This window comes from Pseudarthrobacter raffinosi, assembly GCF_023913835.1.
Classification (GTDB): domain Bacteria; phylum Actinomycetota; class Actinomycetes; order Actinomycetales; family Micrococcaceae; genus Arthrobacter; species Arthrobacter raffinosi.
Genome location: NZ_JAMXBG010000013.1, coordinates 18,255 through 30,363, shown reverse-complemented (window position 1 = coordinate 30,363; position 12,109 = coordinate 18,255). Strand labels below are relative to the sequence as shown.

Genomic DNA, 12,109 nt, shown 5'->3' with positions numbered 1-12,109 from the left:
CACGTCCTCTGCAATGCAGCGAGATGGCATTTCACGGCAGCGTCCGTTGGTGCGACTGCCGTGAAATGCCATCTCGGCGAGAGTGGCTACTCGTAAACGTGCGGGGCGAGCGTGCCCACGAAGTCCAGGTTGCGGTACTTCTCGGCGTAGTCCAGGCCGTAGCCCACCACGAACTCGTTGGGGATGTCGTAGCCGACGTACTTGACGTCGATCTCCACCTTGGCGGCCGTGGGCTTGCGGAAGGCGGTGCAGATCTCCACGGAAGCGGTGCCGCGGGATTCCAGGTTGGTCTTGAGCCAGGACAGGGTCAGGCCGGAGTCAATGATGTCCTCGACGATCAGGACGTCCTTGCCCATCAGGTCCGTGTCCAGGTCCTTGAGGATCCGGACAACACCCGAGGACTGGGTGCCGGAGCCGTAGGAGGACACTGCCATCCAGTCCATCGAAACGTGGCTGTGGAGCGCGCGGGCGAGGTCGGCCATAACCATCACAGCGCCCTTGAGTACACCGACCAGAAGGATTTCGCGGCCTTCGTAGTCCTTGTCGATCTGCGCAGCGAGCTCAGCGATCCGCTGTTGGATCTGTTCCTTGGTGTAGAGAACGTGCTTGAGGTCTGCCTGGACGTCGTTTGAATCCACCAATGGCTCCTGTGTAGATGCGGGGTGCGACTATTCTTGGGGCGGTTTTTGAGGCCGGAATACTAGCTTCCCACAGCGGGCCGCTTCACGGGGAACGGGGGCGCCGCCGTCGGGACCGTCGGGCCGCGTTTCCGCAGCGTCCCGCTGGGCCAGCTCGGCGAGGGACAGCCGGTACACGCTCACACCGCCAGGCAGCTCCACGGGACCGGCGGAACCCTGCCGGCGCAGCAGCGCTTCCGCTGCCAGAAGGCGCTGGTAGCTGGGCTGTTGGCCCCCGACGTCGGCCGCTGCCTTGGCGATGACCCGGAACCTGATGGCCGGGGAAAGTTCCCCCAGAGCCTCCTCCCGGAGGCTGACCTCCGGTCCGGACCGCTCGGCCAAGGCTGCAAATGTGCGATCTGCCACGTCCTCCAGATAGTCGGCGTCCAACTGCAGGATGGACGCGGTCCGGGCCAGGGATTCAGCCACGCCGGGCCCGAGTTTTTCCTCGAGCATCGGCAGCACTTCCACCCGGGTCCGGGAGCGGGCAAACGACGGGTCTGCATTGCTGGGATCGTGCCAGGGCTCGAGGTCTTCGACATCGCAGATCTCCAGGGTCTCTGCGCGGCGCAGGCCGAGGAAGGGCCTGAGCAACAGGCCGCGGGCTGGCCGCATTCCAGCCAGCGAGCGCGTGCCGGAGCCGCGGGCAAGACCCAGCAGGACCTGTTCGGCCTGGTCGTCCAGCGTGTGGCCGAGCAGGATGGCCGCGGCTCGGTGCTCGTGGGCCGCAGCCTCCAACGCTGCATGGCGGGCATCCCGGGCGGCGGCCTCCGGGCCCATCCCGGTGCTGGCGACGGTGACGGTCCGGAGGTCCACCGGGGAAAGACCCAGTTCCTTCAGTGTCTGGACTGTGGCCGCAGCCACCTGGGCCGAGCCCTCCTGCAGCTGGTGGTCAACCACGACGGCGCCGACCGTCAGTGGGTACCCGTCAACGTGGCCGCGGCGGGCAAAATAGGCTGCCACCGCCGCGAGGGCCAGCGAATCCGGTCCACCACTGCAGGCCACCAGCACGTGGGCCGGATAGCCGGCGTCCGCCAGGGCGTTCTGGACCATTTTGCGCGCCTTGCCGACGACGGGCGCAAGCCGGCCGGGCCGTCGTCGTCCGCTTGAAGCCGTGCGGGCGTCCGGCACCTTTGGGGCGTGCGGCACCTATAGGCCCATCCGGTCAACCCACAGCTTGGGATCGTGGATTTCAGGCTCGGTGGGAAGGTTATCCGCGGATTCCCACACCCTGTTGAAGCCCTCCATGCCAACCAGCTCCACTACGGCGCGGACAAACTTGGCGCCGTCGGAATACTGGCGCATCTTGGCGTCCAGGCCAAGGAGGCTGCGGATGAATTTCTCCATCACGCCGCGGTCTTTGCCACGGTCGGTGAAGCGCTGCCGGATGGTCCTGACCGAGGGGACGATGCTGGCGTCGACGGCGTCCATCACCACGTTGGCGTGGCCCTCCAGCAGGCTCATCACTGCCGTCAGGTGCGACAGGGACGCCTTCTCCTCGGGGTTCTGCAGCAGGTCCAGGATGGCGCCGCGGCCGGGCGTATTGCCGGTGGCGGTCCGGTCCTTGAGGGAACGCGCGGCGGCGGAGGCACGCTCCATCAGCGAATCAACGTTGCCCAGCAGGTGCCCGCTGAGGTTGTCGATCTCGGAAAGCATGTGGTGGCGGAGCCAGGGCGCAGCCGCGAACTGCACCCGGTGCGTCTGCTCGTGCAAGCAGACCCAGAGCCTGAAATCCTCCGGCGTGACGTTGAGCTCGCGCTCCACAGCCACGATGTTTGGCGCCACAAGCAGCAGCCGGCCAGCCGCGGGCGCGTTGGAACCTTCGGCGAGCGCGGCGAACGGATCGTACTGGCCCAGGACTTTGCTGGACAGGAACGCCAGGACAGCGCCGAGCTGGCTGCCCGTGATGGCGCCGCTGACGCTGGCCGCCGCCGGGCTGACGTTGCCGCGGCGGCTTTCGAGCATTTTATCCATGGCGGGTTTGAGCATCACGGCGAAGCTCTGTGTGTTTGCCTTGGCCCAATTGGCCCGGTCCACCACCAGGACAGAGGAGTCGCGCAGGTCCCGCGCGGCTTCGAGGCCCGTGATTTCGTGGACGTGCGGGACGGAGGCGTCGGCGAGGCGGCGCAGGCTGTCCACGGCTTCGCCGATTTCCGCCGAGTTGAGGGTTGGCCCCGCGGAGGCCAGCCGGGCCGCCGTGGACGCGGCCAGGTCCCAGTTGATCAGGGCCGGGGCCGGGCTGGATGATGCCGGGGCTGACGAATCACGCACAGTGGACTCCATAGCCCCATCACATCACAGCGGACGGCGGATGGTCCTTAAGTTCGCTGACCGGCGAACGGCTCGGGGCATCCGGTGACCTGCGCCTGTGTGTGGTTCGTTTCAGAAATCGGCCGGTTGCGCTGTCCTTCACCCACGTCACGGAGTCTTGGTGGCAACTTCGGCAGGAGCCGTCTTGGCGTAGACGTCCTTACTGACCTCATATCCGTGCTGGTCGAGCTCAAGTGCTTGTTCATTGACGTCGGCCAGTTGGGCGTCGGAGAGCTGTTCGATTTTTTCGAGGTCCAGGGTTTCCTGTTTCACGCCACCCTCGGCTGTCACCCTTACCAGCCCAGTGCCGGCTGAATAGAACTTACGCTGGTGGCCTACATCCGGTTCCAGCGGATTGTGCTCATCAATCACCAGCACGCCTTCGTAGCAGTCGGTGGGGACGCATAGCGCTACGTTGTCCTCGTAGGCACGCGCGCAATCGAGGAAACCCACTGAAGCCGCGTGAGCCTGAACATATTCCGGCGTGCCGGTCCGTGGCTGCGCTTGCATTGCAATGCCGGCTTGGCTCCCCGAAATCCCGTGGATGAAAGTATTGGGCGCCCCAATAAATTTGTCGTTTTCGAACTCCTCGGGATACTCACCGAAGAGCCAAACCGCTCCAGCGTTATCCTGGGCAAAAAAGGCCAGCTCCGATTCAACCAGCGCCCCGTCCTGGTAATCGCGGTCCCACATCACCAGGGTTTTCACACCGTCAATGACCTTGGTCAGGCCGGTTACGGTGTGTGTGACCCTGCGTTCGGTGGTGTCATCTTCAGCGGCGACCGTGCCGGTGGTGGAATACACGGTGCCTGGCTTTAGCGGAAACCACTTGTTGTCGATCGTCGGAGAGCTTTGGAAGGTGGTCTTGTCGAAGTTGACCGCAGACCCTGGCCCGCACAGCTCTGGCGCCTGCGACGTCGCTGTCGGCGACCCTGACGGCGATGCCGGCTCCGAAGTGCCGGTGGAGGTGGGCTGCGCTTGCCCGGCATCCGGCGCCGCGCACGACGCCACCGTCGACATTGCCAGAAGCAGCGTGAAAGCGGAACTAAGGGCTGATAGTCGTTTATTTGGCTGGAACATCATTGTGGCCTTCACTCTCGGAATTTATTGCTTTCAGCAACTGTCACGGGCGCCCCGTTTAGGAGCTCACCGAGGGGCAGCGCTGTCGAAACCGCGCCGGGTCTGGGACCGATCCGAAGACCTCTGTACGGGAGCGCGGAGAGCCGCCGAACACGCGGCCTCGAGCACAAGGTCAGGCCGTGCCGCGCCTTGGCGGGAGCGGGTCGGGACGCCATCACGGAATTTGATCGGAAATGGACACCAGCCTCACCCCTAATGACGGTTTCGACGTCGGAGGTTCCGTGCGTAGCCAAACACGGAGCCCGCGTGTGGTTGAGCCTAGGGCTGGCCTCCGTCAAGTGTCACGAGTAGCCGGTACTTGTTTTTCCGCCCGCCGCGCCGCAAGTACTTGCTCCCAAAAGAGCAGGCCCGCATAACAGCGGTCCGGACCCGCACGAACGGTGTTGCCCGGCACCGCTATTGCGGCGCAGGGCAGCGGTTACGGTAGGAACCCGGTTGCGGTAGGAGCAGGTCAGCGGCAGCCGCAGGCGGCGAGCGCCGTGGCGGCTCGGTCCAGGGCTTCCCGGTTCCCGGCGGCGCCAGGCTTCAGGTCGTTGCCGATGAAGGAGAAGACCAGGAGCCGGCCGTCGGCGTCCACCACGTAGCCGCTGAGGGCGATGACCGAATTCAGGGTCCCGGTCTTGGCCCGCACCAGGCCGGCACCGCGGGCCGTGGAGCCATCGACGTAGCGGGTGTCCAGTGTTCCGGTCAGCCCCGCGACCGGAAATCCATCCAGCGCGGCCCGCAAACGGGTGTCGGTCCCGCTGGTGATGGCACGCACCACTTCCGCGAACTGGCGGGCAGAGACCTGGTTGCCCAGCGCCAGCCCGGACACGTCCGCGAGCCGCATGGTGTCCGTAGGGATGCCCAAATCCGCGAGCTGTGCGCGGACTGCTCCAGTGGCGCCGTCGTTGCTGGCGGGCTCCCCCGCAGCCGCCGAGGCCATTCGGCCCAGGACCTCCGCCAGGTAGTTGTCCGAGGTCTGCAGCATGAGGTCCACCTGCTGGCCAACCGTGGCGGACTGGACCTCGGCAAGCACCGCCGGCTCTTCTGCCGGGGGCGCATCGCCCGAGGGTGCGGTGTAACGTACGACGCCGGCCGCTACCGTGAGTCCCGCAGCGGCACCCGCCGTCTTGAGCTGCGCCGCAAACGCCTCGGCGGCGGTGATTGCAGAGTCCTGCGGGCGGGGTCCGGTGGTCACGGCCGGGTCAAAGCGCGCCGAGTTCAGCGCAAGCGGGTACAGCGGGGCAACCTCGCCCGCCGCAACGTCCCCGTCCGCCCAGGCGGGGTTCAGCGTTGGGCCGGTGAACAGGGAGTCATCCACCAGGACCGTCAGCTCGCCGGTTGTTCCGGCGGCTTGGAGCGCGTTCACGGTGGCGGTGGCGAGGGTGGCGAGTCCGGCGCGGCCCATCACCTGGTTGGGCGCAGATTCCCCGGCACCCAGGAGGACGTCGCCACCGCCGGTGAGCACCACCTGATTGGCAGCGGGCCCGGCCAGGACCTTGGTGCTGAAACGGTGGTCCGGCCCGATTGCGCGCAGGGCGGCCACGGCAGTGAGCAGCTTCATATTGGAGGCGGGGATCCGGCTCTCCGAACCTCCGCGGTCAAACAGGACCTGGCCAGTGAGCGCATCCTGGACCAGCCCCGTGAAGCTGCCGTCGCCGTCGGGCTTTAACAATCCGCCCAACTGAGCGGCGACCGCGGAGGGCAGCGGGATGGGCGCCGACTCCGTGAGCGGAGAAAGGCCCATTCTGGCGGAAAGCGCGGTGGGGGCCTGCTGCCAGGCGGGCACTTCGGGTGTCGCCGCAGGACGCGGGCTGACGAAAGCAGGGACAACCAGCCACGCGGCGGGAAGGGCCAGCATAACGATCACGGCCAGGAGCAGCGCGTTGGGCCAGGCACGCAGTCTGCGCTGGACCGTGCGCCTGAACGCCGCCCTTATCCCTGCGGGACGCGATGTTTCCTTCATGCTGGTGCTGGTCCTCAAGTCCTGAAATTTCCCCGCAAGTTCCTGAAACCTGGGCCTCTCGCTATATCCTCAATAGTAGTCGGCGGCACCGACACTCCTTTTTGTTGTTCGTCTCCTGTGCCGCGAACCCCCTGCAATTGCCGAGGAGCATTCCATGAAGCATGACGTGACCATCGAGATCCCCAAGGGATCTCGCGTCAAGTACGAAGTTGACCACGAGACCGGCCGCGTCCGCCTGGACCGCGTCCTCTTCACCTCCATGCAGTACCCCACGCACTACGGTTTCTTCGAGAACACCCTGGGCGAAGACGGCGACCCGCTGGACGCACTGGTGCTCCTGCAGGACTTCGACCTGCACCCCGGCGTCATCGTTGAGTCCCGCCCCATCGGCGTTTTCAACATGACCGACGACGGCGGCGGCGACGCCAAGGTCCTGTGCGTCCCGGTTGACGCCCGTTTTGACCACATCCAGGAAATCAGCGATGTCAGCGAATTCCTGATCAAGGAAATCGAGCACTTCTTCACCCGTTACAAGGACCTGGAGCCGGGCAAGTGGGTCAAGGCCGAGGGCTGGGGCGACCGCGCCGCCGCCGAGGCCGAGCTGGAAGCCTCCATCAAGCGTTACGTGCCGGCAGCGCACTAGTCCGCACGGTCTCAGCAACGCGGGGTCACTTCCCGCCCATTCCACCTCCGGAATTGGGCAGGAAGTGACCCCGCATTGTGGTTTAAGGTGGAGGGTGAGTTCCGAGCCTTCGAATCCCCCGTATTTTGAGCCGCCGTATTTTGAACCGCCGTGCGGGCCCATCACAGGGTGGCGGGACGGTGAGGTGGTTCGCGCAACCGGTATCCCCTACGCCACCGCGGGCCGCTTTCAGCCTCCGGTGACAGCGCCCGACTGGACTGCCGGTTTTGCTGCCACCACCCTCTCGCCCGCCTGCCCGCAGGGCCCCGTTCCGTTCCTGGACGACGTCCTGGGTACCCGGTACGGCGAGCTCCCCGGAAGTGAGGACTGCCAGCGCCTGTCGATCACGGCTCCGGCCGGGCTTGCCGACGGCGAACAGGTCCCCGTCATGGTGTGGCTGCACGGCGGCTCCTACACGTCCGGCTCCGGCGACCTGGCGATCTTTGATGCCCAGTCTCTGGTATCGGAGAACCGGGTCATCGTGGTCTCCGTGACCTACCGCCTGGGCCTGTTCGGATATTTGGCCACCGGCACCGGCCGGCCCGCGAACCTCGGCCTGCTGGACCAGTTGGAAGCGTTCCGGTGGGTGCAGCGCAACATTTCGGCCTTCGGTGGGGATCCGGGGCGGGTCACCGCGTTCGGGCAGTCCGCAGGCGGCGACTCCGTAGCCCACCTCATGGCGACGCCCGAGGCACCGTCCCTGTTCCAGCGGGCCATCATCCAGAGTGCACCGCTGGGGATCACCCGCGGCCGGCACAAGATGAGCCGTGCCATGGGCATCGCCGCCGAAGCCGTCACGGAGGACACCCCGATGCTGGACATTGTGGCCATCGAAGACCACGTGTCACAGGTGGCCCGGAAGTACGGCCTGATGGCGGCCATGCCGTTCGGCACGCAGTACAGCCACGCCCCGCTGCCGCCGGAATCACGCGTCGAGGCCGCCTGGAACGCCACGGCCCCGGGCATCGAAGTGCTGATCGGGCACACGTCCGACGAGGCCCGGCTGTTCCTGCCCCGCAGTCCCGTGGTCAGCCTGCTGGGCAAAGTCCCGGTGCTGGGTGCGGCCGCCGTGAAAGCCATCAACTGGGCGGTGACGGAGGCGGTCTACGGCCGGGCAGCCCGGAAGTTTGCCCGCCGTCACGCCCGCGCGGGAGGCAAGGCCTACAGCTACCTGCTGTCCTGGGGCGCACCGGGAAACTTCTACCGCGCCGCACACACCGTTGACCTGCCGCTGCTCTTCGGAAACCAGCAGACCTGGGCCGCCGCCGGGCTCCTCAAGGGCGCAACCTGGGCTGAGATCGACGCCGTGGGCCGCGAGATGCGCCGGCTGTGGGCTGACTTTGCCCGCGGCGACGGCCTTGAGCAGGCGGGCAGGATTCCCGGCGCGCTGCAGTACCGTGCAGCGCGATGAGGACACTGGGCGTCGATCTAGCAGCGGCGACCAAAAAGACGGCCGTCGCCGTCTTGGAATGGGATGCTGGCACTGCGCGCCTGGAGCACCTCGCCCTCGACGTGCATGACAGGGAAATTGTGGAACTGTTCGGCGCCAGTTCGATGACCGCGATCGACTGCCCAGTTGGCTGGCCGGACGCCTTCTTGCCGTTCCTGACAGGCCACCTGAATTTTGACGCGCATCCAGTCCTGGACCACGACGGCATCGAGGGACGCCGACTGCTGGCCTACCGGGAAACTGACCGCTTCGTCACGGGGCACACCGGGCTGATTCCGCTAAGCGTCTCCGCCGACCGGCTCGCCCACCCGGCCATGCGGTGTGCTGTGATTCAGGCCAAGATCGCCGCTGAGTACGGGCCGCAGGCCAGGGACGGGTCCGGCCGCTTAGCAGAGGTCTACCCTGCAGCGTCCCTCAAAGTCTGGGGTCTCCAGGCCCGTGGCTACAAAGGCCGGGGCACTCCTGAGTCCAAGCGTCTTGGTGTGATTCTGGAGCAGCTGGTCGCGGCGGCGCCATGGCTGGACCTTGCCGGCAACGAGGACCGGCTGACTGCCTCCGACGACCTTTTTGACGCGGTGATCGCCTCTTTGACCGCCCGCGCCGTGGCGGCGACCCAGACTCTCCGTCCACCGGACCTTTATGCTGCCGCAGCTCTAACCGAAGGCTGGATCCACGTTCCGTCCGGCCAGCTGGCCGATCTCTTGGCCTAGCTGCTTTCCTTTTGGGCCATCAGCGTCCAGTTCCGGATCTCCTCCGGGTCCTCGCCGTGCGTGCGGGTGTGTTCGCGGGCCTGGATCCGCCGGTCCTGAAGGTCCTGCCGCAGCAGCGAGTGCTTTTCGGCCAGGCCGGGTACGCGGTCAATGGCGTCGATGGCCAGCTGGAAGCGGTCGATCCCGTTGAGCATGGCCATGTCGAACGGCGTGGTGGTGGTCCCTTCCTCCTTGTAGCCGCGCACGTGCAGGCCGTCCTGGTTGGTGCGGCGGTAGGCCAGCCGGTGGATCAGCGAGGGATAGCCGTGGTAGGCGAAGATGATCGGTTTGTCCGGGGTAAAGATGCCGTCAAAGTCCGACGCCGGAAGGCCGTGCGGGTGCTCACTCACGTCCTGGAGCCGCATCAGGTCAACCACGTTGACCACGCGGACCTTCAGCCCCGGGACGCCCCGCTTCAGCAGTTCGGCCGCGGCCACTGTTTCCACCGTAGGCACATCCCCGGCACAGGCCAGAACAACATCCGGGTCCTCCCCTGGCACCTCCGAACCCGCGAATTCCCAGATGCCCAGGCCGCGGCGGCAGTGGTTCGCTGCGTCGCCCGGGCCCAGCCAGGTGGGCGACGGCTGCTTGCCGCTGACCACAATGTTCACGTAATCGGTGGATGCCAGGCAGTGCTCCATGACCGAGAGCAGCGTGTTCACGTCCGGCGGCAGGTACACCCGGATGACCTCGGCTTTCTTGTTCACCGCGTGATCGATGAATCCGGGATCCTGATGCGAAAAACCGTTGTGGTCCTGCTGCCACACATGGGACGAGAGCAGGTAGTTCAGCGACGCCACGGGCTGGCGCCACGGGAGCTTGAGGTGGACCTTGAGCCACTTGGCGTGCTGGTTGAACATGGAATCCACAATGTGGATGAAGGCCTCGTAACAGCTGAACACCCCGTGCCGGCCGGACAGGAGGTACCCTTCCAGCCAGCCCTGGCACAGGTGCTCGCTGAGCACCTCCAGAACCCGGCCCGAACGCGCAAGGTGCTCGTCGACGTCGTCAATCCGGTACTGCCAGACCTTGTCCGTCACTTCGTAGACGGCCTGAAGCCGGTTGGATGCCGTCTCATCCGGCCCGAAGAGGCGGAAGTTCTCCATGTTCAGCGAGATAACGTCCCGCATCCACGAGCCCAGGGTGATCATGGGGCTGATCCGTTCGGTTCCCGGCGCCGCGACGTCGACGGCGTGGGCTGCGTAGGCGGGCAGCTTCAGCGGTGTGCGAAGGAGTCCGCCGTTGGCGTGCGGGGTGGCGCTCATCCGGAGGTTTCCGGTGGGCGCATTCGTGGCTACGTCGGGCCTGAGCCTGCCCTCGGCGTCGAACAGCTCCTCCGGACGGTAGGAGTTCAGCCACTCCTCCAGCTGTTTCAGGTGTGCGCTGTTGGTGCGGACTTCCGCCAGCGGGACCTGGTGGCTCCGCCAGGTGCCCTCCACCTGGAGTCCGTCCACTATCCGCGGTCCCGTCCAGCCCTTGGGCGAGCGCAGCACAATCATGGGCCAGTGCGGCGCAGCGGCGCTTCCTGCGGCACCGGCCGCAGTGCCGCCGTCGTCCGCTGTCCCGCCCGCCCCGTCCGCCCCGCCCCGGCGGGAGTCCTGGATGGCGCGGATCCCGGTCAGGCAGGTGTCGACGGCGGCCGCGAAGTCCCGGTGCGCCTGCTCCGTGTCGTTCGGGTCCTCGACGGTCACGAAATACGGTTCGTGGCCGTAACCGCGCAGCAGCTGCTCCAGCTGTTCCTGCGGCATGCGCGCCAGGATAGTGGGGTTGGCGATCTTGTAGCCGTTCAGGTGCAGGATGGGCAGGACGGCACCATCCGCGGCCGGATCCAGGAAGTTGTGCGAGTGCCAGCTCGCCGCGAGCGGCCCCGTTTCGGCCTCGCCGTCGCCGATCACGACGGCGGTGATCAGCTGGGGATTGTCGAACACGGACCCGTAGGCGTGGGCCAGCGCGTACCCGAGTTCACCGCCTTCGCTGATGGAACCCGGGGTTTCCGGCGCCGCGTGGCTGGGAATGCCGCCGGGGTAGGAAAACTGGCGGAAGAGTTCGGCCATTCCTGCCTCGTCGGGGCCCACCTGGCCGTAGATTTCCGAGTACGTGCCCTCAAGCCAGGCGTTCGCCACAACAGCAGGACCGCCATGGCCCGGGCCGGCAACGAAGAGCATCTCCTGTTGGTCCCGGCGGATCACACGGTTGAGGTGTGCGTACACAAAGTTCAGCCCGGGAGTGGTGCCCCAGTGGCCCAGGAGCCTGGATTTGGTGTGGTCCGCAGCAAGGGGTTCCCGCAGCAGCGGATTTGAGCGCAGGTAGATCTGCCCCACGGAAAGGTAGTTCGCGGCCCGCCACCAACGGTCCACGAGGTCCAGTGTTTCCTCCCCCAAGTTGTCCTGCCCCATGCTGCCGGCCATGACCATCCTCACGTAGCTGCGCGCCGCCGTCGGCAGCCGAGCCTCCATCGCAACACCTATCGGTACGCGGCACAACCCTGGCCCTGAAGGACTCCTGGCCGACTTGCCCTGGGCCAACTACTAACCGGTAGTCTGTGTTTCACATGTTCACGTTGACCATCAACCAGACCGACAGCCGGCGCGACGGCGACCGCGTCCCTCAGCTGCTGAAGGACCTGCGGCACATACCCGCGCGCCTGGATTTCGACCGGTCTGTGGAGGATGAAGTCCAGGGCATCGTGGACTGCCCGCATCAGGCCGTGGAGGCTGCCCTGATCGCCCTGCGCTGCGGCTCCTGGTACGTGGGGCTCGGCGTCGGGCCGGTCAACGAGCCGCTTCCCAACCAAATCAAGGATGCCTCCGGCCACGGCCTGATCTATGCCCGGCGCGCGGTGGACAGGCTCCGGAACAGCAAGGAACGCATCCCGGTCGCAGTGGAAGGACCATTGGCAGACGTCGCCCACGAGGCCGAGGCCGTGCTGCGGCTTTTGGGCCATATAGTGCGGGACAGATCCGGGGCTGAATGGCGCGTGCTGGACCTCATGACTCCCGGCGTCCGCGGACAGCAGAAAGCGGTGGCCCAGGAACTCAGCATCACCACCCAGGCCGTCAGCAAAGCAGTGGCCCGGTCCCAATGGAACGAGGAACACGCTGCCCGCCCCGCTGCTGCACGGTTGCTTGCACTCATCCTTGAGGTGCGCTGAAC

General features: G+C 66.3%; 10 protein-coding genes. 4 read left to right on the top strand and 6 right to left on the bottom strand.

Annotated features, from left to right (window positions below; translation table 11 throughout):
- Positions 1 to 86: 86 nt before the first annotated feature.
- The 5 genes from hpt to dacB form a co-directional block, all read right to left on the bottom strand.
- The gene (hpt, locus tag NG697_RS13460) at positions 87 to 638 is read right to left on the bottom strand and encodes a hypoxanthine phosphoribosyltransferase (RefSeq protein ID WP_056347981.1); all 552 of its coding nucleotides are present in this window, start codon (positions 636 to 638) and stop codon (positions 87 to 89) included.
- Between the two features lie 30 nt (positions 639 to 668).
- The gene (tilS, locus tag NG697_RS13455; RefSeq protein ID WP_252614469.1) at positions 669 to 1,730 is read right to left on the bottom strand and encodes a tRNA lysidine(34) synthetase TilS; all 1,062 of its coding nucleotides are present in this window, start codon (positions 1,728 to 1,730) and stop codon (positions 669 to 671) included.
- 96 nt (positions 1,731 to 1,826) lie between these two features.
- On the bottom strand, positions 1,827 to 2,960 hold the full coding sequence (locus tag NG697_RS13450) for an Rv3626c family coenzyme F420 biosynthesis-associated protein (RefSeq protein ID WP_252601783.1): 1,134 nt from the start codon (positions 2,958 to 2,960) through the stop codon (positions 1,827 to 1,829).
- Between the two features lie 135 nt (positions 2,961 to 3,095).
- Complete coding sequence (locus NG697_RS13445; protein ID WP_252601785.1) at positions 3,096 to 4,082, bottom strand: hypothetical protein; 987 nt, start codon at positions 4,080 to 4,082, stop codon at positions 3,096 to 3,098.
- A 496-nt stretch (positions 4,083 to 4,578) separates the two neighbouring features.
- Complete coding sequence (gene dacB, locus NG697_RS13440) at positions 4,579 to 6,075, bottom strand: D-alanyl-D-alanine carboxypeptidase/D-alanyl-D-alanine endopeptidase (RefSeq protein WP_374209928.1); 1,497 nt, start codon at positions 6,073 to 6,075, stop codon at positions 4,579 to 4,581.
- A gap of 154 nt (positions 6,076 to 6,229) precedes the next feature.
- On the opposite strand from dacB, the gene NG697_RS13435 reads away from it, so the two are divergent.
- The 3 genes from NG697_RS13435 (at position 6,230) to NG697_RS13425 (ending at position 8,917) form a co-directional block, all read left to right on the top strand.
- Positions 6,230 to 6,718 (top strand): inorganic diphosphatase, encoded by a 489-nt coding sequence (locus NG697_RS13435; protein ID WP_056347687.1) that lies wholly within the window; start codon positions 6,230 to 6,232, stop codon positions 6,716 to 6,718.
- Between the two features lie 160 nt (positions 6,719 to 6,878).
- Positions 6,879 to 8,168, top strand: coding sequence for a carboxylesterase family protein (locus NG697_RS13430; protein WP_252610965.1), 1,290 nt, complete (start codon positions 6,879 to 6,881; stop codon positions 8,166 to 8,168).
- Entirely contained in the window at positions 8,165 to 8,917 is a 753-nt protein-coding gene (locus NG697_RS13425; protein ID WP_252601789.1) for a DUF429 domain-containing protein, read from the top strand. Before NG697_RS13430 ends, NG697_RS13425 begins: the two co-directional genes overlap by 4 nt.
- Here NG697_RS13425 and NG697_RS13420 read toward each other — a convergent pair.
- Positions 8,914 to 11,364, bottom strand: coding sequence for a phosphoketolase family protein (locus NG697_RS13420; RefSeq protein WP_252614502.1), 2,451 nt, complete (start codon positions 11,362 to 11,364; stop codon positions 8,914 to 8,916). The two genes, NG697_RS13425 and NG697_RS13420, sit on opposite strands and share 4 nt — an antisense overlap.
- A 143-nt stretch (positions 11,365 to 11,507) precedes the next feature.
- On the opposite strand from NG697_RS13420, the gene NG697_RS13415 reads away from it, so the two are divergent.
- Entirely contained in the window at positions 11,508 to 12,107 is a 600-nt protein-coding gene (locus NG697_RS13415; protein WP_252601791.1) for a hypothetical protein, read from the top strand.
- The last annotated feature ends 2 nt before the right edge of the window (positions 12,108 to 12,109 follow it).

What these genes read in the sequence shown, in the direction of transcription:
- NG697_RS13425 (WP_252601789.1), top strand. Translation starts at nt 8,165, where the DNA reads ATGAGGACACTGGGCGTCGATCTAGCAGCGGCGACCAAAAAGACGGCC.
- NG697_RS13450 (WP_252601783.1), bottom strand. Translation starts at nt 2,960, where the DNA reads ATGGAGTCCACTGTGCGTGATTCGTCAGCCCCGGCATCATCCAGCCCG.
- NG697_RS13435 (WP_056347687.1), top strand. Translation starts at nt 6,230, where the DNA reads ATGAAGCATGACGTGACCATCGAGATCCCCAAGGGATCTCGCGTCAAG.
- tilS (WP_252614469.1), bottom strand. Translation starts at nt 1,730, where the DNA reads ATGGTCCAGAACGCCCTGGCGGACGCCGGCTATCCGGCCCACGTGCTG.
- dacB (WP_374209928.1), bottom strand. Translation starts at nt 6,075, where the DNA reads ATGAAGGAAACATCGCGTCCCGCAGGGATAAGGGCGGCGTTCAGGCGC.
- NG697_RS13420 (WP_252614502.1), bottom strand. Translation starts at nt 11,364, where the DNA reads ATGGCCGGCAGCATGGGGCAGGACAACTTGGGGGAGGAAACACTGGAC.
- NG697_RS13415 (WP_252601791.1), top strand. Translation starts at nt 11,508, where the DNA reads ATGTTCACGTTGACCATCAACCAGACCGACAGCCGGCGCGACGGCGAC.